The sequence below is a fragment of the Roseburia sp. 831b genome, from assembly GCF_001940165.2.
Classification (GTDB): Bacteria; Bacillota; Clostridia; order Lachnospirales; family Lachnospiraceae; genus Roseburia.
In genome coordinates, this window is record NZ_CP135162.1 from 713,595 (window position 1) to 739,170 (window position 25,576).

A 25,576-nucleotide genomic window follows, 5' to 3' on the forward strand; every position below is an offset into this window, starting at 1 on the left:
TGTTTTATTCGACAGAAGGAAGTAATTTTAAGAATTCCTCTGTGGAAACGGAAGGTGGCAGACTCGGATTGATGGCGGCTACCATCTGACGGGTCGGCATTTTTTCTTTTGTCTTTAAGACGAAAAGCTCCTTCGATTCTTTGGTAAGACAGTAATCTGGAATAAAGGCAATGCCAAGTCCGATTTTGGCAAGGTCAATCAAGAGATCATTACTGCTTAATTCTACTTCAGGAACAAGCTCTAACTGATACTGTAAGAAAAGGTTGTGCAAGAATTCACTTGTGGTACTTTTCCGGTCAAGCATCAGAATAGGGTACTGCTTTAATTCTACAAAAGGAATCTCCTGCTGTTTCAGATTAAAGTAAGCCGGGTTTGCAATAAATACGTCATGGAAATTGCAAACGGTTTTCTGGATGTAGGAGCTGTTTAAGTTCGAGTTCGGATAATTCGTGATAATCAGGTCAACTTTTCCTTTTTCCAATAAATCGACACAGTTTAGGGAAGTTGCATTGGTAACCTTGATTGGCACATTTGGAAACTTCTTGTGGAACTGTTTTAAATAAGGAACGAGGAAGTAACGGCAGATGGTATCGCTGGCACCGATGTGGAGCTGGCCAAGTCCTAGAAGACTGCTGTCTAAAAGCTGATCCTCACCACGCTGAATCAGGTTCATCGCTGGCTCTACGTGTTTTAATAACAACTTTCCGGCAGGGGTAAGCTGAACCTTTTTCGTGCTTCGGATAAAAAGAGGCTGTCCTAACTTTTTCTCTAAAGTCTTGATGGACTGGCTGACCGCTGACTGGGAAATATAAAGGTGCTTGCTTGCCTCAGAAAAACTAAGGGAAGTTGCAACATAATAAAATACTTTATAAAGTTCATAATTGATATCCATAAGAATCCTCCGGGATTTAAAATTTCATAAGCAAATAACATTATAATTATAAGGCCTACTTATAATAGTGTCAATTAGAATTTCAAATCGTTCTATCACAATTTTTAAGTAGTTTTGCTCATGAATCAAACCCAAAACATTAAGATAACTTATAAATAACATTAAATATATTAATTGTTCTAATCGTATGACGTATGTTATACTTTTAACGATGAAAAAAGGAAAATCACTCGTAAACTAGGAGGTAAGTGATGAACGACGTAAAATTGAGTAATGTTCGTAGAGTTTATGTAGAAAAGAAACCTGCTTTTGCAGTAAAAGCAAAAGAACTTCAGGCAGAAATAAAGAATTATCTTGGAATCGACAGCGTGACAGGAGTGCGTGAGCTGATTCGTTACGATATTGAAAATATCTCAGAGGAGACTTATAAAAAAGCACTGGTTACCGTATTTTCAGAGCCTCCGGTGGACGATATTTATGAGGAAACATTTGAATTAAACGGAGCAAAAACATTCTCCGTAGAGTTTTTACCGGGACAGTTCGACCAGAGAGCGGATTCTGCAGAACAGTGTGTAAAATTGTTAAATGAGAACGAGGAGCCAATTATCCGTACCGCAGTTACTTACGTGATTGAAGGTGAGGTTGATGACACGCAGCTTGCAGCAATCAAACATCACTGCATCAATCCGGTAGATTCCCGCGAAGTTGGGTTAGAGAAACCACAGACATTGGTACAGGATTTTGAAGAGCCTGCAGATGTCATGATTTTTGACGGATTCTGCGAGATGCCGGAAAAAGAATTGAATGAATTATATGCATCCTTGAATCTTGCCATGACATTCAAAGACTTTTTACATATTCAGAATTACTTTAAAAATGAAGAAAAACGGAATCCATCCATGACAGAGATTCGTGTGTTAGATACTTACTGGTCAGACCACTGCCGTCACACTACATTCTCTACCGAGTTAAAGGATGTTACGTTTGAAGACGGATTCTACAAAGCACCAATCGAGGCAAGTTATGAAGATTATTTGAATACACACAAGAATCTTTATGCCGGAAGAAGCGACAAATTTGTCTGCCTGATGGACATTGCTTTGATGGCAATGAAGCGCCTGAAAAAAGAAGGAAAATTAGATGACCAGGAAGAATCCGATGAGATTAATGCATGTTCCATCGTAGTTCCTGTTGAAGTAGATGGAAAAGTAGAAGAGTGGCTTGTCAACTTCAAAAATGAGACACACAACCACCCGACGGAAATTGAGCCTTTCGGTGGTGCTGCAACCTGTCTTGGTGGAGCCATCCGTGACCCGTTGTCAGGACGTACTTATGTTTACCAGGCAATGCGTGTTACAGGTGCCGCTGACCCGACAAAGTCTGTAAAAGATACCATCGAAGGAAAGCTTCCACAGAAAAAATTAGTGCGCGAAGCAGCACACGGATACAGTTCTTACGGTAACCAGATTGGTCTTGCAACCGGTTATGTCAAAGAAGTATATCATCCAAACTACGTTGCAAAACGTATGGAAATCGGTGCTGTATTAGGTGCAGCTCCAAGACGTGCCGTACAGAGATTAACCTCAGATCCGGGTGACATTATCATTTTACTTGGCGGACGTACCGGACGTGACGGTATCGGTGGTGCAACCGGTTCTTCCAAGGCACACAACACAGAGTCTACCGCAGTATGTGGCGCAGAGGTACAGAAAGGTAATCCACCTACAGAGCGTAAAATCCAGAGATTATTCCGCCGTGAAGAAGTTGCCTATATCATCAAAAAATGTAACGACTTTGGTGCGGGCGGTGTTTCCGTTGCAATCGGTGAGTTAGCAGACGGATTAAGAGTTGATTTAGATAAAGTTCCTAAGAAATATGCAGGTCTTGACGGAACAGAACTTGCAATCTCCGAATCCCAGGAGCGTATGGCAGTTGTTGTTTCTCCGGAAAATGTAGAGAAATTCTTAGGCTATGCAAAAGAAGAAAACTTAGAGGCTGTGGAAGTTGCCGTTGTAACCGAAGAGCCAAGACTTGTATTATCCTGGAGAGGAAAAGAAGTTGTCAATATTTCCCGTGCATTCCTTGATACGAACGGAGCACACCAGGAAACAACGGTTGCAGTTGAGATGCCAAACCCAGAAGACAACTACTTAAATAAAATCTCAACCGAAGCTGTTGCAAAAGAAGTAGAAGCCGGCAATGTCAAAGAAGCATGGTTAAAAGAGTTAGCGGACTTAAATGTTTGTTCCCAGAAAGGACTTGTGGAAATGTTTGACGGTTCTATCGGAGCCGGAAGTGTTTACATGCCATTCGGTGGAAAATATCAGCTGACAGAGACACAGTCCATGGTAGCAAAACTTCCGGTTATGAAAGGAAAATCTGATACCGTAACGATGATGTCTTACGGATTTGATCCATACTTATCAAGCTGGAGCCCATACCACGGTGCTGTTTATGCGGTATTAGAGTCCTTATCCAGAATCGTAACAGCCGGTGGTGATTACAGCAAAGTCCGTTTCACTTTCCAGGAATACTTCCGCAGAATGAGCGAAGATCCAAAGCGATGGAGCCAGCCAATGGCAGCATTGCTTGGAGCTTATGATGCACAGATTGGATTCGGACTTCCATCCATCGGAGGAAAAGATTCCATGTCCGGTACCTTCAACGATATTGATGTACCACCAACCTTAGTATCCTTTGCAGTTGATGTTGCAAAAGAACAGGATATCATCACACCGGAGTTGAAGGCAGCAGGCAACCAGTTAGTTTTATTTAACATTGAGAAAAACGAATACGATTTACCTGTTTACGAGCAGGTTATGAAATTATACCGCACAGTCCGCAACATGATTCAGAAAAAAGTCATCGTATCTGCGTATGCGTTAGATGCAAAAGGTCTTGTGGCAGCAGTCAGCAAGATGGCATTCGGTAACAAACTTGGTGTGACATTAAATGCAGATGTTTCCAAGGAAACAATGTTTGCACCAGGATTTGGTAATATTGTGGCAGAAGTTCCGGCAGAGAAGCTTACAGAAGTAAAAGCTGCATTAGAAGAGGCTGGGTTAAGCGGATGTGACGCAGTTGTCGGTGCAGTAAACGATACGAAGAACTTTGTCTACGGAGATGTTGCAATTTCCATGGAAGAAGCCTTAAAGGCATGGACAGGAACTTTGGAAAAAGTATTCCCAACACGCGTAACAGAGAATAAAGACGAAGTAAAAGCGAACCTCTACAAAGCAGACAGCATCTACGTTTGCAAGAACAAGGTTGCAAAACCTACCGTATTTATTCCGGTATTCCCAGGTACGAACTGTGAATACGACAGTGCAAAGGCATTCGAGCGTGCTGGTGCAAATACGATTGTAAAAGTATTTAAGAACTTGAATGCAGAAGATATCCGTGAATCCGTTGACGAATTTGTAAAAGCAATCGAACAGTCACAGATTATCATGTTCCCAGGTGGATTCTCCGCCGGAGACGAACCGGAAGGTTCTGCAAAATTCTTTGCAACTGCATTCCGCAACGCAAAGATGACAGAGGCAGTCAACAAACTTTTGAATGAAAGAGACGGACTTGCACTTGGTATCTGTAACGGATTCCAGGCATTGATTAAGTTAGGACTTGTTCCTTACGGCGAGATTCGCCCACAGGCAGCAGATTCTCCTACTTTGACTTACAACACCATCGGACGCCACATCAGCAAGATGGTTTACACAAGAGTAACTTCTAACAAATCACCTTGGTTAGCACAGGCAGAGTTAGGAAAGACTTACTGCAACCCGGCATCCCACGGTGAAGGACGTTTCGTTGCACCACAGGAATGGTTAGACAAACTTTTCGCAAACGGACAGGTTGCAACCCAGTATGTCAACGAAGCCGGTGTTCCAACGATGGATGAAGAATGGAATGTCAACGGTTCCTACATGGCAATTGAAGGTATCACAAGCCCGGATGGCCGTGTACTTGGTAAGATGGCTCACTCCGAGAGACGTGACAGAAGTGTTGCAATGAATATTTATGGAGAGCAGGATTTGAAGATTTTTGAATCCGGTGTGAAATATTTTAAATAAGAAAATAAGAAAATAAGAAAAAGAGACCTTGTAAAGTGTTACAAGGTCTTTTTTCTCAAATATAGGGCAGACAACACACTTAGAAAATAGTATAATAAAAAATGACTGATTTAGAAGACCAGTAAATAAGACGACGAGGAGAACAAGGGATGAAAGTTGCATCTAGTAAATTGATTGAGCAAAAGAAACCAATCTTAAAAAAATTATTAGACGAATTACTGCAAACCTATTCCTATGCATCGATTCTGATGACGGATTCCCAGGGAAAAAGTTATTCCATTTCCAAACAGGGAACAAACATTGCAGAGAGTATGTTAGTGGAATGTGGTTATGTCGTAAAAGTATACGATGGCGAAAGCTATGGAGAGTATGCATTTAACCAGATAGAGGAAGAGGAGATTCCTGCTGTTTTAGAAGAAGTGAAAAAACATGTAATGCCATGGAAAGAGACATTGCCGGCTGGCACAGGTATTTTAAAATATCCACAGATGCCGGATGAAGAACAACAGTTCGAGAAAAGCACAGAGTACGAGATTTTGCCGGAAGATTTAGGAGACGAAGAGATTGTAAAACGTATTAACGCACTTCGTGATAAGGCACTTGCACAGGATGAGAAGATTATAGAGTTCCAGACAAGATGTGAATACCAGTTGTATCACAAATTGTTCCTTTCTCCGAAAAAGGACATGACACAAAACGTGATGTGGGTAAGTGGCATGCTGATTGGGCTGATTCCAAAAGGCGAAGAACTGAAAATGGCGTTTGAAAGCTGTTCGGATTGTGGTGGAATGGAAGTATTAGACCAGTTAGAAGCGAAGATTCCACATGCGGTAGAAACACTAAACAGACTTGCCGAGAGTGAACCGCTTACACCAGGAGAATACGATTGCATCTGTGCACCGGATGTTACCGGTATGATTGTGCATGAAGCGTTTGGTCATGGTGTGGAGATGGATATGTTCGTGAAGAAACGTGCGCTTGCAGAGAAGTATATTGGAAAACAAGTGGCATCCGAACTTGTCACCATGCACGACGGTGCGGCAGCAGCATCCCAGACGGCAACCTTTTTCTTTGATGATGAAGGAACGGTTGCACAGGATACCATTATTATTGAAAAAGGTATTCTAAAAACTGGTATGTGTGATGCACAGGCAGCAATGGCACTCGGAGTAAAACCTACCGGAAATGGCAGAAGAGAGGCAACCGATCACAAAGTATATACCCGAATGACCAATACGTTTTTTGAACCGGGAACCGACAAATTAGAGGATATGATAGCATCCATTTCCTATGGATTTTATCTGGAAAATGCAAGTAGTGGCATGGAAGATCCGAAGAACTGGGGCATTCAGTGCCTTGTAGATGTGGCAAGAGAAATCAAAGATGGAAAATTCACGGGAAAAGTATTCTCTCCAATTGTTTTGACGGGATATGTGCCAGATTTGTTGAAATCCATTTCCATGATGTCAGATGAAAAAGTACTTGCAGGTACGGGCTATTGTGGTAAAGGACATAAAGAGTGGGCAAAAGTATCAGACGGAGGCCCATATATCAAGGCAAAAATCAGATTGGGCTAAGAAGAGGGGAAAGACGATGCGAGAGAAAATATTACAGGCAATCAGGAAATTTGAGATAAAGACCTACCGGGTCGTAGAAGAAAGTACAGAAGGCGCAGAACTTTATTTCATCAAAAAAGATCTCGACATGCGCAGAAGAAAAAATGTGGCATCTTCCAATGTTACAATCTACCGGGATTTTGAGGATGATGGCAAGAAAATGCGTGGTTCTGCCAACATTCAGATTTTTCCGGAGATGACACAGGAAGACGTAGATAAGGCGATAAGTGATACTTATTATGCAGCATCTTTTGTAAAAAATCCTTATTACGAGCTTGTCGAAGGCAAGAAAGAAGACAAGATTTTGGTTGAAAGCAGCTTACAGGGAAAAAGCTTAGAGGAGATTGGAAATGGTTTTGTCGAAGCACTTTACAGTGTAGACAATGGAAAAGAGGCATTTATCAATTCCGCAGAATTTTTCATGAGCAAGACATCTACGGCAATTTATAATTCAGAGGGCGTGGATGTTTCTTATGAGAAAAACAGCGTAAGCGGTGAGTTTATTGTTCAGTGTATCACGCCACAGGATGTAGAACAGTATCAGGATTTTGCGTATGACGATTTTGATACGGAAGCCTTGAAAAAGCAGGCAAAAGAAGCCTTAGAGATGGTACAAAAAAGAGCACAGGCGACAGAAGCACCAGCAAAAGGAAATTACCGTTTACTCTTGTCAGGAAAAGAAGTAGGCGCGTTGATGGATTTATATTTGAGCCGTGCATGTGTTTCCATGATTTATCCTGGCTATTCCACCTACAAAAAAGGTATGAAAGTACAGGGAGAAGAGGTACAGGGCGAGACCTTAAACCTTACACTTCATGCGTCAGAACCGTATTCGTACGATGGAATACCAATGAAAGATCTTTCTCTTATGAAAGATGGCAAATTAGAGGCAATCTATGGTGGAATACAGTATGCTTATTATTTGGGCGTCGCACCAACCGGAATGTACAATGCAGTACACTTAGACAACGGAACAAAATCATTTGAAGAAATGAAAAAAGAACCATATCTTCATGTGGTAAGTTTTTCGGACTTTTCCATGGATAGTTTCAGTGGATATTTCGGAGGAGAAATCCGTTTAGGTTACTTATTTGATGGAGAGAAAGTAACGCCGGTAACCGGAGGTTCCGTGAGTGGTAACCTGTTAGAATTACAGAAAAATATGGTGTTTTCAACGGAGCGTTATAAGAACAAAGATTATGACGGACCATTTGCAGTTGAATTCCAGAATGTTGCGGTAGCTGGAAAATAGAAATAGGTAAGATTAGACATTACATAAATGGAACCAAAAAAGTTTCCGTTTATGTAATGTTTTTTTATTGGAAAAAAGGTAAAATGGATATTGGCATATAAAAACAGAATGAGGAGAGAGGTTATGAAACAAAAAATACAAGGCGGCATCCTGGTGGCTTTTTTACTTGGCTTACTTGCTTTTTGTGTTGTAATAGGAAACACGCAAAATAGTGCATTTAAGATAGGAAATGTGCAATGGAGTGAAAAAGAGTTAAATTTATACAGATGGAGTGGAGCAGCGACTTATCTGGAATACAATGATGTTACCTATTATTTTAAAACAGATTCCTTTGAGGAAAAGACTGCAAAAAATATAATTGGAAAAATTGACCAGGTGGTTCAATATTCGAATCAGATTTTCCCGGAGGATGAGCCAAAGGTAAAAATTTATGTTGGTTTTTCAAAGGATGATTTTTATTCCGATAAAACGGACTTTTTTATTCCACTAGAACAGGAACTTTTTTATGATGATATCTGGAGGCTGTTAAAAGAAGCACACAGGAATTCTATAAATGCAGCGGAACAGTATGGATTGTTTTATGTTTATTGCAAGGAACATCATATCATTGCACAGCAAAGCGAAGATTCATCGAAAAAATACGAAACATTGCGGAATTTTTTGGAAAAGGATGAGCAAATGTATCTGCTTGATTTTACCCTGCCGATGATAGAGGATGTGTATTTTGATGAAGAGACGTCCGAACTTGAAAGAGAGTGTGTAGCCGGATTTGCAGAGTGGTTTACACAGAAATATTCTTTTGAAGAATATGAAACGTTGTGTAAGACAATCGAGTCATATGACAGGGAACTTCTTACCAAAAGAAAAAATGAGTGGCTGCAGGAGATTGGCAGCAGAAAAAACTATACAGAGCTTGGAAAAATCTTGTTTCAGTATCATGATACCCAGAATGTTTGCTCAGGTGCAACTTATAGAATTGAAACGGAGGATGCAATCTGGAACTGGGATGATTTGGACGTAGTCACACTTGGCTATGTGGATATGGTGACCAATTATCAGATTATTGAACCACTTAGAATTGCAGATTTTAAGGAGGCGAGGGAATACCTAAAAGATTATTTGCCTAAAAATCTGGAAAAAGTAAATATCTGTACGAAGTTTACACAAATGAATACCATAGAGGATTACTGCTTCTATGTTCCTACTTCTAATACAATAATGCTGGCACTCGGCTGGGAGGAAACGGCACATGCACTGTTTCATGAATATTGCCATCATTTGACAATGGGGGATGGTAAGATACTGCAGGATGGAAATTCAATTTTTACAGAGTGGTTTTCCACGGTATTAGCCAATTTTGAATAAAAAAATCTGGAAAAAAACATTGCTTTTGTAAATTATATGGGAGAGGACTTTCTTCGTGAGTATGGCCTCTGGGATGAGAAAAACAATTGTTATTCTTGCTCGAATGCTGATATGCGCGATGCATGGAAAGGGTATCAGGAGCGTTTAGAAAAAGACCCCTGTTTTATTGAAAACAAAAATATAACTGTGATATCAACTGCTGGATTGAATTATTCTGAAAAGTGTGTTTTAGCAGAATATATTGTAAAAACGTATGGATTTGATAAGCTAGTTGAACTTGCAAAGAAAAATGCCGATTTTGAAGGCGTGTTAGGATGTTCTTTTATAGAACTGTATGCAGATACGGTGGGATGGATAGAAAACAGTGGCGAACTTGCTGAACAGATAGAGGAAAATTGAAAAACAAATGAGGAGAGAAAGCATGAAGAAAAATCTAAAAAGCAAAATTGTAAAAATGCATAGTAGCTTATTTTCAAATTTTTATCAGGAATATTTAGGACTAGATGATAGCATGATTTGCAACGGTGTCCATGTATGCAAATGTAAATATAGAGATATTCCGCTCAATAAGAAATATTTTTATAAAGTTATTGCAGCTAAATATAATGGGGAAAAAATCATTTCTTATTCGCCGGAATTTAATGAGACAGAATTAAGGTCACTGTATACGAAAATTAATTTTGATGCAATAGGCGTTGGTAATATACAGAATGATTTGAAATTGCCTCAATACGAGTTGTCGTATATGGATAGAATGTTGCTGGATACTCAAATGGATATAAGTACAGATGAGCGTTTTGCCTGTAACAGGAATAACGCAATCAAATATATATATTTAGAGGAATATAGAAAATATATTGCGTTGATGAATGGAGAGCTTGTCGGCTATTGTAAAGTGTCGGATGTAATCGCTGACTATGGAAATCTTGTAGTTTGGGTTGAAGAGCCCAGACGCAGATTGGGAATTGCAGAAAATTTGGTTAAGTTAATGATTAAAAAATGTTATGAAGAAAAAATTGTACCAATGTATGTTGTTAAAACAGAGAATCATGCTTCCATATCATTGGCGAAAAAACTTGGGTTTCAGGTAAAACAAAGAGAACTTGTTGTTTCAGTTGTCTCAGAATAAAATAACCGGTCTTTTATGTCAGAAGAGCTGGCATATCAGGCCGGTTTTCGTTTACTCAATTTTTATGAAATTCGGTTTCCTTTTTTCAAATACCGTATAATAAGTAAAACCGGCTTCTTTTAAAATGGAAGGAACTTTTGCAAAATCAAATGCAACGTGTTCCGGTTTATGCGCGTCAGCACCAAGTGTGATAATTTCACCGCCGAGTTCCCGGTAACGGCGGATGATTTCTTCGGTTGGATTCGGATGACCGAGTCCGTATTTGAATCCACCGGTGTTAATCTCGATACCTTTTCCACGCGAGATAAGCTGGCGTAAAATCTCGTCAATCACGTCTTTATAGTCTTCCCAGTGATAGTTTTGGTTCGTTGTAGGACCGTATCGCACGACATAATCGATATGTCCGTAGACATCAAATCCATCAAAAGCGGTGATATTTTCCAAAATAGATTCAAAATATTCCAGATAGGCAGTTTTTTCATCCCTTCCCTCGTAAAAATCCGGATAATAAGGGTCGAATCCGTGTACAACGTGGGAAGAACCGATGACAAAATCAAACGGATACTGTGACAAGATATCGCTGTGCAAACCGGCAAGGTGCGGCTGAAGACCAAGCTCAACACCGAAGCGGATTGGAAGTTTGTCCTGATAGGTTTCCTGATAAGCCATGACGGAAGCGTGATAGTTTGCAAGGTCCAACAGGAAAAGGTCTGGCTCCTTTGGATAATCGATATCCAGATGGTCGGTGAAGCAGATGCCGGCAAGCCCTTTTTCGATTGCGGAATGAATCATTTCTTCCTGCGGGGTGTCGCTGTCACCGGAAAACTGGCTGTGCATATGGGTATCCCAAAGCGGTTGGGATAAAAGTGTTTCTTCCATAATAATTAGAAATCCTTTCTGTGAAAAATTTATTAGTAAAAATAATAAGAATTTTTTGTTACATTTTGAAAATAAGTTATAATAAAAACGGGTTATTATAGCTACACCTAATAATAAATATAACTTATTTTACAACAGAAGAAAAGAGATTGTATGAAGATTTGTACAAAATGAATGAAAAACAGACTGGAAAACAAGATATAGTGAAAAATTTAACAAACTCATGAAAAAGACTTGAACTTTGTGCAAAAATTGGTTAAAATAAAAAAAGCTTGGGAACAATAGTTTCTCAAAAGTATATTTTATTTTTACAATTCTAGGAGGAATTAAAAATGGCAGTAAGAGTTGCAATTAATGGTTTCGGCCGTATCGGTCGTCTTGCTTTCAGACAGATGTTTGGAGCAGAAGGATATGAAGTAGTAGCAATCAATGATTTGACAAGCCCTAAAATGTTAGCACACTTGTTAAAATATGATTCATCTCAGGGAAAATATGAGCATGCTGATGAAGTAACAGCTTCTGATGATTCTATCACAGTATGTGGAAAAGAAATCAAAATCTATGCATTCCCAGATGCAAACAACTGCCCTTGGGGAGATTTAAAAGTTGACGTTGTATTAGAGTGTTCTGGATTCTACACAAGCAAAGAAAAAGCTCAGGCTCATATCAATGCAGGTGCTAGAAAAGTTGTTATCTCCGCTCCAGCAGGTAACGATCTTCCTACAATCGTTTACAACACAAACCACGAGACATTAAAAGCTTCTGATACAATCATTTCAGCAGCTTCTTGTACAACAAACTGTTTAGCACCTATGGCTGATGCATTAAACAAATTTGCACCAATCCAGTCTGGTATCATGGCAACAATCCATGCTTACACAGGTGATCAGATGACTCTTGATGGACCACAGAGAAAAGGTGATTTAAGAAGATCTCGTGCAGCAGCAGTTAACATCGTTCCTAACTCAACAGGAGCAGCTAAAGCAATCGGTTTAGTTATCCCAGAGTTAAATGGAAAATTAATTGGATCTGCTCAGCGTGTACCAGTTCCAACAGGTTCTACAACAATCTTAACAGCAGTTGTTAAGAAAGCTGATGTAACTGTAGAAGGAATCAACGCAGCTATGAAAGCAGCAGCTAACGAATCTTTCGGATACAACGAAGACTTAATCGTTTCTTCTGATATCGTTGGAATGAGATTTGGTTCTTTATTCGATGCTACTCAGACAATGGTTTCACACATCGCTGATGACTTATACGAAGTTCAGGTTGTTTCTTGGTATGATAACGAGAACAGCTACACATCTCAGATGGTAAGAACAATCAAATACTTCTCTGAATTAAAATAGTTCGAAGAGATTGTTCTCGAACAATCAAATACTTCTCTGAATTAAAATAGTTTGAAGAAGAATATTCTTTAAATTAGCATAATTTAGAATGTATTATCACTGCACGGTAGACTACTTTTTCAAGCCACAGGCTGCCAGAGTGCAGATAGACTCAGGAAGGGGGTCCGGTCTTTTGGGGCCGGGCTCCTTTTTCTGTATAAGAAAAATAATTAATCCTAGAAGGGAGACATAACTATGTCATTAAATAAAAAATCCGTAGATGATATTAACGTAAAAGGTCTTCGCGTTCTTTGCAGATGCGATTTTAACGTACCTTTAAAAGATGGAAAAATCACAGACGAGAACCGTCTTGTTGCAGCACTTCCTACAATTAAGAAATTAGTAGCTGATGGTGGAAAGGTAATCCTTTGCTCTCACCTTGGAAAAGTAAAAACAGAAGAAGACAAACAAACAAAGACTCTTGCTCCAGTTGCAAAGAGACTTTCTGAATTATTAGGACAGGAAGTAAAATTTGCTGCAGATCCAGAAGTAGTTGGACCTAACGCAAGAGCTGCTGTTGAAGCAATGAAAGATGGCGATGTAATCTTACTTGAGAATACACGTTTCAGAGCAGAAGAGACAAAGAACGGAGAAGCTTTCTCCAAAGACCTTGCTTCTTTATGTGATGTTTTCGTAAACGATGCATTTGGTACAGCTCATAGAGCACACTGCTCTAACGTTGGTGTTGCAAGCTTAGTAGACACAGCTGTAGTTGGATACTTAATGCAGAAAGAAATCGATTTCTTAGGAAAAGCTGTAGAGACACCTGTAAGACCATTCGTAGCAATCTTAGGTGGAGCTAAAGTTGCAGATAAATTAAATGTTATCTCTAACTTACTTGAGAAATGTGATACTCTTATCATCGGTGGTGGTATGGCATTCACATTCTTAAAAGCACAGGGCTATGAAATCGGAAAATCTTTAGTAGATGATACAAAACTTGACTACTGTAAAGAAATGATTGCAAAAGCTGAGAAGCTTGGCAAAAAATTATTACTTCCAGTTGATACAGTAGCAGCAGATGCATTCCCAGATCCAATCGATGCTGAAATCCCTGTAGAAGTATACGCAGTAGACGCTATGCCAGCAGACAAAGCAGGATTCGATATCGGACCTAAGACAGCAGAATTATACTCAGAAGCAGTTAAATCCGCTAAGACTGTTGTTTGGAACGGACCAATGGGTATCTTCGAGAACCCAATCCTTGCAAAAGGAACAATCGCTGTAGCAAAAGCTTTAGCTGAAACAGATGCAACTACAATCATCGGTGGTGGTGATTCCGCAGCAGCTGTTAACCAGTTAGGTTTCGGTGACAAGATGACTCACATTTCAACAGGTGGTGGAGCTTCCCTTGAATTCTTAGAGGGTAAAGAATTACCAGGTGTTGCAGCAGCAAACGATAAGTAAATACAGCATATTTAAGAAAGAAGGATATTCTAAAATGGCAAGAAAGAAAATCGTAGCCGGTAACTGGAAAATGAACATGACTCCAAGCCAGGCTGTAAAATTAGTAGAAGAATTAAAACCACTTGTAGCAAGTGATAATGTAGAAGTTGTTTACTGTGTTCCAGCAATCGACATCGTACCAGTTGTAGAAGCAACAAAAGGTACAAATGTTGCAGTTGGTGCTGAAAACATGTACTTCGAAGAAAAAGGTGCTTACACAGGTGAAATCTCTGCAGAAATGTTAGTAGACGCAGGTGTAAAATATGTTATCATCGGTCATTCTGAAAGACGTGACTACTTCAAAGAAGATGATGCATTATTAAACAAAAAAGTAAAGAAAGCTTTCGAAGCTGGTCTTACACCAATCCTTTGCTGTGGTGAGACATTAGAGCAGAGAGAAATGGGAATCATGTTAGAGTGGATTCGTATGCAGATTAAATCTGACTTAGCTGGTGTTACAGCAGAGCAGGTTGCATCTATGGTAATCGCTTACGAACCAATCTGGGCAATCGGAACAGGTAAAACTGCTACAACAGCTCAGGCTCAGGAAGTATGTAAAGCAATCCGTGAGTGCATCGCTGAAATGTACGACACAGATACAGCAGAAAAAGTTCGTATCCAGTACGGCGGATCTGTAAATGCAGGTAATGCAGCAGAGTTATTTGCTCAGGCAGATATCGATGGTGGATTAGTTGGTGGAGCATCTTTAAAAGCAGATTTTGGTAAGATTGTAAACTACTAATTCCAAAGACAGAAGAAAAATAAAACCCGCTCCGTAGATATTCTATGGAACGGGTTTTTCAAAAAGGAACACGCTCGATGAAAAAAAGGTGTATGTTAAATACGCTTTCGATACTGCTTTTCCTTGGTGCATTGACAGCCTGCTCAAAGGGCAATGATGTGCAGGAAACGACACAACAAGAGACAACACAGACAAGAGAACACGAGACTGCAAGGGAAGAGGCAGTGGAGGAGCCAGAGAAACACGAATTGCAAAAAACGCAGCTTTCAGATATGTCCGAGGCGTTTGATACAATATTAAATCATGCAACCAAAGAATTCATTGCCGGATATCTGGTGGATGATTCTTTTTTGATGTGGTTTGATGCAAAATATGGCGATTTTGCTGTACAGATGATTGCAGACGAGGTGCTTACAGAAAATCCGGATACAGAAGCATGGTATGATGCGTCCGGTGAGTCTTTGCATGTGTTGTGGATGGATTATTGCAAGGACATGAATATCGAACAGGAGGATTCCAATCCCGTCTATTATAAGGAAAGCAATCGGGCAGATGAGACCGTGTTAAGCTTTATTGGTGACATCAATTTTGCGGATGGATGGTACACGACAGAGTATATGGAGCAGCAGGAAAATGGGGTGGAGGACTGCATTTCAAGTGAGCTGTTACAGCTGATGAATGATGCGGACGTCATGACTGTAAATAACGAGTTTACTTACGGTGAAAAAGGAACCGCCTTACCTGGAAAAGCCTATACATTTCAGGCAGCGACATCGATGGTACAGAATCTGGAACTGTTTGGAACAGATCTTGTAAATCTCGCCAACAATCATGTTTATGATTATGGAAAAGAAGGACTGCGCAAAACGATGGATGCGATAGATGCTATCGGGATTCCGTATGTTGGCGCGGGAGAAAATTTAGACGAAGCAGAGAAAATTGTGTATTTTGTTGTAAATGGTCGAAAAATTGCAATTGTTTCTGCAACTGAGATAGAACGAACAACAAATTTTACAAAAGAGGCGACTGAAACTTCGCCGGGCGTTTTGAAAATGCTAAATCCAAATCGGTTTATGCAGGTGATCGAAAAAGCGGATCAGACAAGTGATTATGTGATTGCGCTTACGCACTGGGGAACCGAAGGAAAGATTTTATACGACAATTTAGAAATGATGTATGCACAAAAGCTGGTGGCAGCAGGGGCAGATGCCATTATTGGAGGTCATCCACACCGGTTGCAGGGATGTGGGGTCATAAATGGTGCGCCGGTAGCGTACAGTTTGGGAAATTTCTGGTTTTCCACAGGTAGTCTTTACACGACTGTGGCACAGATTGTGATTGAGGCGGATGGAACGTTGCGATTGCAGTATGTTCCGTGCATTCAGGAAAATCTGACAACGCATCTAATTACAAATCAGGAAGAAAGAGAAGATTTCTTTGACTATTTGGCAACAATATCTTATGATGTAGGTATTGATGAAAATGGTTTTGTTTACGATAAACAAGATGAGGATTATGAGAAACAAGACATTTTATATGATTCGGATATCTGTAATGCAGAGGTAACCGGATTATTTGATAACAACGATAATGCAATCGACATCGTTGGCAATCTGAAATAGAGAACAAAGATGGCGGGCATTTCTATAGAAACAGGCACTATAATGCCAATGGATGCAGTGATACTTAAGTACACTGCGCACAACGAAAAGAAAAGAGGAAAGAATCATGAGCAAAAAACCAACCGTATTAATGATTTTAGATGGATATGGTCTGAATGAAAAAACAGAAGGAAATGCAATTGCGCAGGCAAAAACACCAGTGATGGATGGACTTATGAAAGACTATCCTTATGTAAAAGGTTATGCAAGCGGATTAGCAGTTGGTCTTCCAGACGGACAGATGGGTAACTCTGAGGTAGGTCACTTAAATATGGGTGCCGGAAGAATTGTATACCAGGAGTTAACCAGAATTACAAAAGAAATCGAAGATGGTGATTTCTTCAAAAACGAAGCATTATTAGATGGTATGAAAAATGTAAAAGAGAACAATTCTGCCCTACATTTATATGGACTTCTTTCTGACGGTGGTGTGCACAGCCATATTACACATCTTTATGGATTACTTGAGATGGCCAAAAAAGAAGGAATCGAAAACGTATACGTTCACTGTTTCTTAGATGGACGTGATACAGCACCTACATCCGGTAAAGGATTCGTAGAAGAATTAGAAGCAAAAATGAAAGAAATCGGAGTTGGTCAGATTGCTTCTATTAGTGGACGTTATTATGCAATGGATCGTGATAACAGATGGGATCGTGTTGAAAAAGCATACAATGCCCTTACAAAAGGAGAAGGCGAGACAGCAGCGAGCGCAGTTGCAGCATTAGATGCTTCCTATGCAAAAGATGTGACAGATGAGTTCTTTGTTCCAACTGTCATCACAAAAGATGGAAAACCTGTTGCAACCGTAAACGATAACGATACCATTATTTTCTTCAACTTCCGTCCTGACCGTGCACGTGAGATGACAAGAGCATTCTGTGCAGACGAGTTTGATGGTTTTGACAGAGGTGCAAGAAAGAACGTTACTTACATCTGTTTCACAGAATATGATGTAACAATTCCAAACAAAGAAGTTGCATTCAAGAAAGTAGAATTAAAGAATACATTTGGTCAGTTCCTTGCTGCAAACGGTTTGAAACAGGCAAGAATTGCTGAGACAGAGAAATATGCACATGTAACTTTCTTCTTCAACGGTGGTGTAGAAGAGCCAAACGAAGGGGAAGACAGAATCCTCGTAAAATCTCCTAAGGTTGCAACTTATGACCTTCAGCCTGAGATGAGTGCACCGGAAGTATGTGACAAACTTTGTACTGCAATCCGCTCTGATAAATATGATGTTATCATCATCAATTTTGCCAACCCAGATATGGTAGGTCATACCGGAATCATGGAAGCAGCTGTAAAAGCGGTAGAAACTGTTGACACATGTGTTGGAAAAGCAGTAGATGCATTAAAAGAAGTTGGTGGACAGATGTTCATCTGTGCTGACCATGGTAATGCAGAGCAGTTAGTGGATTATGAGACAGGTGCTCCATTCACAGCACATACTACCAATCCAGTTCCATTCATCTTAGTAAATGCAGATGAATCTTACACCTTAAGAGAAAATGGATGCTTAGCAGATATCATTCCTACCTTAATCGAATTAATGGGAATGAAGCAGCCAGAAGAAATGACAGGAAAATCTTTATTAATCAAAAAATAAGACGGATAGGAAATTCCGGCAAAGGAAAGAAAGTATCCGTAAAAAATGCCCTGACTATAAAATATAGTCAGGGCATTTAAGTTAGTTCCTGTTATCTAGCAAGCCGTCGTATACTGGTCTAACAAAGACACCAACGGTTCTGTCATTTCTGTAAATTCACATCCATAACGATATTCATCACGGTCAATGATTTCACTGCGAATAATTTTTACTACGGTAAATACCGGGTCGGCGGAATCCGTTGTATTTAAAGATGCATTGAAATAATAATCCGTAGGGAGCACACATTCGGAACGGAAGCATAATCCTCCACGGGAAATATTTTCAAGGTGAATCGGGGAATCCAAATCATGGATGCCAATCATATCCTGTTTATATAAGTCACAGATACTTAAATGTAAATCGATAGGGTGACGAGTTGATTTTCTTTTTTCTGTCATGGTACCATCCTCCTATACAGATTATACCAATTTTGCGAAAAAGGTCAAGGAAACATTGAAAAAAGTAGGCAACATAAGAAAAAATAAATACAGTTATAAGTGCAATTAATCAAACAATTAAATTATACAAAAATATTAATAAAACGAGCTTTTTTTTCTACATGCCACAAAGCGGAAACTCCGGCAATGCGATTGACTTTGTAAAAGCCACTGTATTATAATTTTTTACATAATGAAGTACTAAAAGATATGTTTCTAGAAAGCATAAGATGGAGGAAAAGATGAGTATTCAGGAATTTAAACCATTTAAAGAAGGAAAAGTACGTGAGGTATATGATAACGGAGACAGCCTTATCATTGTTGCAACAGACAGAATTTCAGCATTTGACCATATTTTGAAAAATAAGATTACCAAAAAAGGTGCAATCTTAACACAGATGTCTAAGTTCTGGTTTGATTATACAAAGGATATCGTACCAAACCATATGCTTTCTGTTGATGTAAAAGATATGCCAGAATTTTTCCAGAGTGAAAGATTTGATGGAAACAGCATGATGTGTAAAAAGTTAGAGATGCTTCCAATCGAATGTATCGTGCGTGGATATATTACAGGAAGTGGCTGGGCAAGCTACAAAGAAAACGGCACTGTCTGTGGAATCAAGCTTCCAGAAGGATTAAAGGAATCTGACAAATTGCCTGAGCCAATTTACACACCAAGTACAAAAGCTGACTTAGGAGACCATGATGAGAATATTTCCTTTGAGCAGAGCGTAGAGGTATTAGAAAAATTATATCCTGGAAAAGGAAGAGATTACGCAACACAGATTAAAGACTGCACCATCAGCTTATACAAAAAATGTGCAGAATACGCATTAAGCAAAGGAATCATCATTGCAGATACCAAATTCGAGTTTGGTTTAGATGAGAATGGAAAAGTTGTCATCGGTGATGAAATGTTAACACCAGACAGCTCTAGATTCTGGCCATTAGAAGGATATGAACCAGGAAAATCACAGCCTTCCTACGACAAACAGTTTGTACGTGACTGGTTAAAAGCCAATCCAGACAGCGATTACTTACTTCCAGAAGAGGTAATCACAAAGACGATTGATAAATACAAAGAAGCATTCGAGTTATTAACAGGCAAGAAATTTGCATAAGAATGAATTTCGTATGATGTATAAAACGGATTGAGAAGAAAGGGTTAGTAAGTCTATGTTAAAAGATGACTTAAGAAATACTCAAAATGAGATAGTAGATACAGGAGAAAGCGGCTTAGGAGAAGAATGTGGCGTTTTCGGTATGTACGATTTTGATGGAAAAGATGTTGCATCTACTATCTATTATGGGTTGTTTGCATTACAGCACAGAGGACAGGAAAGTTGTGGTATCGCAGTAAGCGAGACAAGCGGTCCAAAAGGAAAGGTAACTTCCTACAAAGGAATGGGACTTGTAAACGAAGTGTTTACCCAGGAAAACTTAGAGGTAATGAAGGGTGATATCGGTGTCGGACATGTCCGTTATTCGACTGCAGGAGCATCCACCAGAGAAAATGCCCAGCCATTGGTTTTAAATTACGTGAAGGGAACACTTGCACTGGCACATAACGGTAACTTAATCAATGCAGCAGAATTAAAAGAGGATTTAGAGTACACAGGTGCTATTTTCCAGACCACGATTGATACAGAGGTAATTGCATATCATATTGCAAGAGAGCGTCTGAATTCGAAAACGGTAGAGGAAGCCGTAACACGTGCCTGTCGAAAATTAAAGGGAGCATTTTCCTTGGTTGTGATGAGCCCGCGCAAGTTAGTTGGTGCAAGAGACCCGTTTGGCTTTAAGCCACTTTGCATCGGAAAGCGTGACAATGCATATATTCTTGCATCCGAGACCTGTGCATTAGAGACCATCGGTGCCGAATTTGTGCGTGATGTTTTGCCGGGTGAGGTTGTAACCATCACACCGGAAAATGGAATTCAGTCTGATATGACTTTAGCACTTCCAAAAGAAAAACAGGCAAGATGTATTTTTGAATATATCTATTTTGCAAGACCGGACAGCCACATTGACGGTGTCAGTGTTTACCAGTCCAGAATTCAGGCAGGCCGATTCCTTGCAATGGATTCTCCGGTAGAAGCAGATTTGGTTGTCGGCGTACCAGAGTCCGGTAATGCTGCCGCACTCGGTTACTCTTTACAGTCTGGAATTCCTTATGGAACCGCTTTTGTAAAAAACAGCTATGTCGGAAGAACTTTCATCAAGCCAAAGCAGAGCAGCCGTGAATCCAGCGTCCGTGTGAAGTTAAATGTGTTAAAAGAAGCAGTAAAAGGCAAGAGAATCATCATGATTGACGATTCCATTGTACGTGGTACCACATCAGACCGTATCGTGAAAATGTTACGTGACGCCGGAGCAACAGAGGTACATGTCAGAATCAGTTCCCCTCCATTTTTATGGCCATGTTATTTTGGAACCGATATTCCAGAACGTGAACAATTGATTGCGTACAATCGTTCCATCGAAGATATCCGCAACATCATCGGAGCAGACACACTTGGATATTTAGAGATTGGACGTTTGAAGGAAATGGTTGGAGATTTAAATATCTGCCAGGGATGCTTTACCGGAAAATATCCGTTAGATCCTCCAAAAAACGATATTCGTGGAGAATACGAACGATAGAAAATCCTTTTGTGGAAAAGAAAATGCACAAAAACAGTGCAAGGATAAAGAATTGTATGGTATAATAAGAGATAGTGCGTTATACCTGTGCAAATGTGCGAAGGAGTCATCCGAAGGCATTATGTGCGTATGGCACAGATTGAGGAGTTAAAGGAGATTTAGAATATGAGTACAGATAGATACAGCAGCCCTTTGTCAGAGCGTTATGCAAGTAAGGAAATGCAGTACATTTTTTCTCAGGATATGAAATTTAAGACCTGGAGAAAACTTTGGATTGCACTTGCAGAGACAGAGATGGAATTAGGACTTAGCGAGAATGGCAAGCCAGTCATCACACAGGAACAGATTGATGAGTTGAAAGCCCATGCAGACGACATCAACTATGATGTGGCAAAAGAGCGTGAAAAATTAGTCCGTCATGATGTTATGAGCCATGTCTATGCTTATGGACAGCAGTGTCCGAAGGCAGCAGGAATCATCCACTTAGGTGCAACTTCCTGTTACGTAGGAGACAACACAGACATTATCATTATGAACGAAGCATTGAAATTAGTTCATAAGAAATTAGTTTCCGTGATTGATGAGTTGGCAAAATTTGCAGAGAAATACAAGAATCTTCCAACGCTTGCATTTACACATTTCCAGCCAGCCCAGCCTACGACAGTAGGAAAAAGAGCAACGCTTTGGACACAGGAATTCTTGATGGATTTAGAAGACCTTGAGTATGTGATGAGCACACTCAAATTATTAGGTTCCAAAGGTACTACCGGTACACAGGCAAGCTTCCTGGAATTATTCGATGGAGATCAGGAGACAATCGATAAGATTGATCCAATGATTGCAAAGAAAATGGGATTCAAAGAATGTTACGCCGTAAGCGGACAGACTTATTCCAGAAAAGTGGATACCCGTGTGGCTAACATATTAGCCGGTATCGCGGCAAGTGCGCACAAGATGTCAAACGATATCCGTTTACTTCAGCACTTAAAGGAAGTAGAAGAACCATTTGAAAAGAATCAGATTGGCTCCTCCGCAATGGCATACAAGAGAAATCCAATGCGCAGCGAACGTATTGCATCTCTTTCCCGTTATGTGATGGTAGATGCCTTAAATCCGGCAATCACTTCCGCAACACAGTGGTTTGAGAGAACCTTAGATGACTCGGCAAACAAACGTCTTAGCATTCCAGAAGGATTCCTTGCAATCGATGGAATCTTAGACCTTTGCTTAAACGTTGTAGACGGACTTGTTGTCTATGATAAAGTAATCCGCAAACATATGATGGCAGAACTTCCATTCATGGCAACAGAAAATATCATGATGGATGCGGTAAAGAATGGCGGTAACCGTCAGGAATTACACGAAAAGATTCGTCAGCTTTCCATGGAAGCCGGAAAACATGTCAAAGAAGAAGGTCAGGACAATAACCTGTTAGAGTTAATTGCAGCAGACCCATCCTTCAATCTTACATTAGAAGAGCTTCAGGCTACGATGGATCCATCCAAGTATGTGGGACGTGCTCCAATCCAGGTTGACAAATTCTTAACAAATGTAGTAAAACCTGTTTTAGATGCAAACAAATCAGAGCTTGGTGTAAAAGCAGAAATTAACGTATAAAGCGATTTTTCAAATGAATAAATAAGCCTCTTTTTTCAAATGCTAAGGAAAAAGGAGGCTTATTTTTATGTCATTGATGATTCAGATTGTAGACGTACATGCAAGACAAATTTTAGATTCCAGAGGGAATCCAACGGTTGAAGTCGAGGTGACGGCACAGACCGAGACGACTGGGAAAAAGATAACGGCAAGAGAATCTGTTCCTTCCGGGGCAAGTACCGGAAGATTTGAAGCGATAGAGCTTCGCGATGGAAGCGAACGCTATTTTGGGCTTGGCGTGGAAAAAGTGGTGGAACATGTCAATACTAAGATAAAGGATGCCCTGGTTGGAAAAAATGTGTTAGAGCAGCGGGAGCTTGACCGTATCTTAGTGGAACTCGATGGAACGGACAACAAAGGAAATCTTGGGGCAAATGCCATTCTTGGCGTGTCACTCGCCTGTGCCAAAACAGCCGCAAAAGCATTAGAGATGCCACTATACCGTTATCTTGGCGGCGCAGGAGCATACCGCCTGCCGGTTCCAATGATGAATGTAATCAATGGTGGTGTGCATGCCAAGAACTCCCTGGATTTCCAGGAATTTATGATTATGCCGGTCGGTGCGAAAACGTTTTCGGAAGGACTTCGCATGGGCGCTGAGGTGTACCATTTTTTACGTCAGATATTAAATGAGGATGGACTTAGTACTGCAGTGGGAGATGAAGGTGGTTTTGCGCCGGATTTTCATCAGTTAAGAGATGTTTTTACCTATTTAAAGAAAGCAGTAGAAAAAGCCGGATATGAAGTGGGAAAAGATGTTGTCTTTTCGATGGATGCTGCGGCAAGTGAACTTTATGATGAAGAAACGGGTTATTATATTTTCCCAGGAGAATCCAGGGAGGCGGATAAGGATGCCGGAAAAGGTGAGGGAGAACATTCCGCAAAGGATTACTGCAAAGATAGTGTGAAACGAACAGCGGAAGAAATGATTTGTCTGTATGAAGATTTGGTAAAAGAATTCCCAATTGTATCGATTGAAGACGGGCTTTACGAGGATGACTGGGACGGCTGGAAGGAGCTGACAAAACGTCTGGGGGATAAGGTGCAGCTTGTCGGAGATGATTTGTTTGTCACGAATCCAAAACGAATTAAATGTGGGATTGACTTAGGAGTTGCCAATGCGGTACTCATCAAGGTCAATCAGATTGGAACGGTCACAGAGGCACTCGAAGCAATTGAAAAAGCAAAATGCGCCGGCTACCGGAATGTGATTTCACATCGTTCCGGGGAGACGGAAGATTCCTTTATTGCAGACCTTGCGGTGGCGGTCAATGCGGGTCAGATTAAGACAGGCGCACCATGCCGTGCAGAGCGAACCAGCAAGTATAATCAGCTGTTGCGGATTGAGGAAGAATTAGGGGAGCAGGCAGCCTATCTTTTTTAAGAAGCGTTGAAACAGGTGATGGTTATGAGAAACCCACGGGATGACGTTTGACCAGAAAAGGCAGCTGGATTTTCACATGAAAATCTACTATAATAAAGAGTAGTGATGTGCTAATTGTAAAATACGATTTGCAATTAGCATACATAGTCAGATTCGAAAACAGGAGAGAAAAGGAATGACAAAAGAACAGATTTTAAATTTAAAAAAGATAGAGTTACACTGTCATTTAGACGGTTCCTTAAGCCAGAAATATCTGCAGGAACAGCTTGGACGCAAGGTGGAACTTAAGGAAATGCAGGTAGAGGAAGATTGCAGAAATCTTGCTGAGTACTTAGAAAAATTTGATTTGCCACTTCAGTGTCTGCAGACGGAAGAAGGGTTAGAGGCGGCAGGATATGATTTCATCCGAAGTGTTGCAAAGGAGAACGTGGGCTATGTGGAAGTGAGGTTTGCACCACTTTTATCGGTTCATGAGAAGCTAAACTGCAGACAGGTCATTGCTGCGGTACTTCGTGGATTAGAGCGCGGGAAAAAAGAATTTGGTGTAATGTATCATGTCATTACCTGTGCAATGCGCCACCATAGTGAGGAAGAAAATAAGGCAATGCTTACCGTTGCAAGAGAATTTTTAGGAAAAGGTGTCTGCGCGGCAGACTTGGCGGGAAATGAGGCAGCTTTTCCAATGAGTGAATTCCAGAATCTTTTCGCCTATGCAAAAGAAATTGGCCTGCCATATACGATTCATGCAGGTGAGTGTGGCAGTGTCCAGAATATTTTAGATTCCGTTGCAGCAGGAGCAAAACGTGTCGGTCACGGAATTGCAATGCGTGGAAAGAAAGAGGCACAGGAGATTTGCAAGAAGGAAAAAATTGGGGTTGAGATGTGCCCAATCAGCAACCAGCAGACAAAGGCAGTTGCCGGCATCGAGGAATATCCAATCCGGGAATTTTTAGATGCAGGACTTCTTGTGACACTTAATACCGACAACCGTTCTGTAAGCAATACAACCATCTCAAAGGAAATTGAGTTTGTACAAAAGCATTTCCAGATTTCAGATGAGGAAATTGTGCAGATGATGAAAAATGCCATAGAGGTTTCTTTTTCCACAGAAGAAGAAAAAGAAATCATGAGAAACTGGTATCGCTAAAAAAGAAATACATACAAATGTAGTTAAAAGCCCTTTTAGTTCCCAACGATGGGAAGTGAAAGGGCTTTACCTATTTTTTACAAGGATTTCGCATGGGATGGTAGAGGAGGTGGAAGGGATGACGTTAAAATACAGGTTGTACGCCTCTTAGGGTTTATAAGCAAAACCTGTATTTTTCATTAGAAAATACAATGAGCTAAAATATTGAAAAAATAGCG

19 protein-coding genes are annotated in these 25,576 nt (G+C 40.3%); 16 read left to right on the forward strand and 3 right to left on the reverse strand.

What is annotated here, in order from left to right; all coding sequences use genetic code 11:
• Nucleotides 1–4: 4 nt before the first annotated feature.
• Nucleotides 5–892: a LysR family transcriptional regulator gene (locus tag BIV16_RS03205; RefSeq protein ID WP_075679377.1), complete on the reverse strand. Its 888-nt coding sequence runs from the start codon at nucleotides 890–892 to the stop codon at nucleotides 5–7.
• A gap of 266 nt (nucleotides 893–1,158) precedes the next feature.
• Between BIV16_RS03205 and BIV16_RS03210 the strand changes: the two genes are divergently transcribed.
• The 6 genes from BIV16_RS03210 (at nucleotide 1,159) to BIV16_RS03235 (ending at nucleotide 10,324) form a co-directional block, all read left to right on the forward strand.
• Complete coding sequence (locus BIV16_RS03210) at nucleotides 1,159–4,962, forward strand: phosphoribosylformylglycinamidine synthase (protein ID WP_075679748.1); 3,804 nt, start codon at nucleotides 1,159–1,161, stop codon at nucleotides 4,960–4,962.
• A gap of 149 nt (nucleotides 4,963–5,111) precedes the next feature.
• A complete protein-coding gene (locus BIV16_RS03215) occupies nucleotides 5,112–6,539 on the forward strand; it encodes a TldD/PmbA family protein (RefSeq protein WP_075679376.1) in 1,428 nt (475 codons plus the stop codon).
• Between the two features lie 16 nt (nucleotides 6,540–6,555).
• Nucleotides 6,556–7,830, forward strand: coding sequence for a metallopeptidase TldD-related protein (locus tag BIV16_RS03220; RefSeq protein ID WP_075679375.1), 1,275 nt, complete (start codon nucleotides 6,556–6,558; stop codon nucleotides 7,828–7,830).
• A gap of 123 nt (nucleotides 7,831–7,953) precedes the next feature.
• Entirely contained in the window at nucleotides 7,954–9,195 is a 1,242-nt protein-coding gene (locus BIV16_RS03225) for a hypothetical protein (RefSeq protein ID WP_075679374.1), read from the forward strand.
• A gap of 111 nt (nucleotides 9,196–9,306) precedes the next feature.
• Nucleotides 9,307–9,594: a hypothetical protein gene (locus BIV16_RS03230; protein WP_143524696.1), complete on the forward strand. Its 288-nt coding sequence runs from the start codon at nucleotides 9,307–9,309 to the stop codon at nucleotides 9,592–9,594.
• Between the two features lie 22 nt (nucleotides 9,595–9,616).
• Nucleotides 9,617–10,324 (forward strand): GNAT family N-acetyltransferase, encoded by a 708-nt coding sequence (locus BIV16_RS03235; RefSeq protein ID WP_075679372.1) that lies wholly within the window; start codon nucleotides 9,617–9,619, stop codon nucleotides 10,322–10,324.
• A gap of 51 nt (nucleotides 10,325–10,375) precedes the next feature.
• Here BIV16_RS03235 and BIV16_RS03240 read toward each other — a convergent pair whose 3' ends face one another.
• Complete coding sequence (locus BIV16_RS03240) at nucleotides 10,376–11,203, reverse strand: histidinol-phosphatase HisJ family protein (RefSeq protein WP_075679371.1); 828 nt, start codon at nucleotides 11,201–11,203, stop codon at nucleotides 10,376–10,378.
• 332 nt (nucleotides 11,204–11,535) lie between these two features.
• Here BIV16_RS03240 and gap point away from each other — a divergent pair, with 332 nt between their 5' ends.
• The 5 genes from gap (at nucleotide 11,536) to gpmI (ending at nucleotide 18,049) form a co-directional block, all read left to right on the forward strand.
• A complete protein-coding gene (gene gap, locus BIV16_RS03245; RefSeq protein ID WP_075679370.1) occupies nucleotides 11,536–12,552 on the forward strand; it encodes a type I glyceraldehyde-3-phosphate dehydrogenase in 1,017 nt (338 codons plus the stop codon).
• A gap of 234 nt (nucleotides 12,553–12,786) precedes the next feature.
• Nucleotides 12,787–13,998 (forward strand): phosphoglycerate kinase, encoded by a 1,212-nt coding sequence (locus tag BIV16_RS03250; RefSeq protein WP_075679369.1) that lies wholly within the window; start codon nucleotides 12,787–12,789, stop codon nucleotides 13,996–13,998.
• A gap of 34 nt (nucleotides 13,999–14,032) precedes the next feature.
• The gene (gene tpiA, locus BIV16_RS03255) at nucleotides 14,033–14,779 is read left to right on the forward strand and encodes a triose-phosphate isomerase (protein ID WP_075679368.1); all 747 of its coding nucleotides are present in this window, start codon (nucleotides 14,033–14,035) and stop codon (nucleotides 14,777–14,779) included.
• A 77-nt stretch (nucleotides 14,780–14,856) separates the two neighbouring features.
• Nucleotides 14,857–16,401 carry a CapA family protein gene (locus BIV16_RS03260; RefSeq protein ID WP_242940313.1) on the forward strand — a complete coding sequence of 515 codons (1,545 nt, stop codon included), beginning with the start codon at nucleotides 14,857–14,859 and terminating at the stop codon, nucleotides 16,399–16,401.
• A gap of 106 nt (nucleotides 16,402–16,507) precedes the next feature.
• Complete coding sequence (gene gpmI, locus BIV16_RS03265; RefSeq protein ID WP_075679366.1) at nucleotides 16,508–18,049, forward strand: 2,3-bisphosphoglycerate-independent phosphoglycerate mutase; 1,542 nt, start codon at nucleotides 16,508–16,510, stop codon at nucleotides 18,047–18,049.
• Between the two features lie 95 nt (nucleotides 18,050–18,144).
• Here the strand turns inward: gpmI and BIV16_RS03270 are convergent, their stop codons facing one another.
• Nucleotides 18,145–18,489, reverse strand: a complete 345-nt coding sequence (locus tag BIV16_RS03270) for a PilZ domain-containing protein (protein WP_075679365.1) — start codon at nucleotides 18,487–18,489, stop codon at nucleotides 18,145–18,147.
• Nucleotides 18,490–18,770: 281 nt separating this feature from the next.
• Between BIV16_RS03270 and BIV16_RS03275 the strand changes: the two genes are divergently transcribed.
• The 5 genes from BIV16_RS03275 to add all read left to right on the forward strand — a co-directional run bounded on the left by BIV16_RS03275 (nucleotide 18,771) and on the right by add (nucleotide 25,358).
• Nucleotides 18,771–19,649 (forward strand): phosphoribosylaminoimidazolesuccinocarboxamide synthase, encoded by an 879-nt coding sequence (locus BIV16_RS03275; RefSeq protein ID WP_173664529.1) that lies wholly within the window; start codon nucleotides 18,771–18,773, stop codon nucleotides 19,647–19,649.
• A gap of 55 nt (nucleotides 19,650–19,704) precedes the next feature.
• The gene (purF, locus tag BIV16_RS03280) at nucleotides 19,705–21,171 is read left to right on the forward strand and encodes an amidophosphoribosyltransferase (RefSeq protein WP_075679363.1); all 1,467 of its coding nucleotides are present in this window, start codon (nucleotides 19,705–19,707) and stop codon (nucleotides 21,169–21,171) included.
• Between the two features lie 165 nt (nucleotides 21,172–21,336).
• Nucleotides 21,337–22,788 (forward strand): adenylosuccinate lyase, encoded by a 1,452-nt coding sequence (gene purB, locus BIV16_RS03285; RefSeq protein WP_075679362.1) that lies wholly within the window; start codon nucleotides 21,337–21,339, stop codon nucleotides 22,786–22,788.
• A 67-nt stretch (nucleotides 22,789–22,855) separates the two neighbouring features.
• Nucleotides 22,856–24,211: a phosphopyruvate hydratase gene (eno, locus tag BIV16_RS03290; protein ID WP_075679361.1), complete on the forward strand. Its 1,356-nt coding sequence runs from the start codon at nucleotides 22,856–22,858 to the stop codon at nucleotides 24,209–24,211.
• A gap of 175 nt (nucleotides 24,212–24,386) precedes the next feature.
• Nucleotides 24,387–25,358 carry an adenosine deaminase gene (gene add / locus BIV16_RS03295; protein WP_075679360.1) on the forward strand — a complete coding sequence of 324 codons (972 nt, stop codon included), beginning with the start codon at nucleotides 24,387–24,389 and terminating at the stop codon, nucleotides 25,356–25,358.
• The last annotated feature ends 218 nt before the right edge of the window (nucleotides 25,359–25,576 follow it).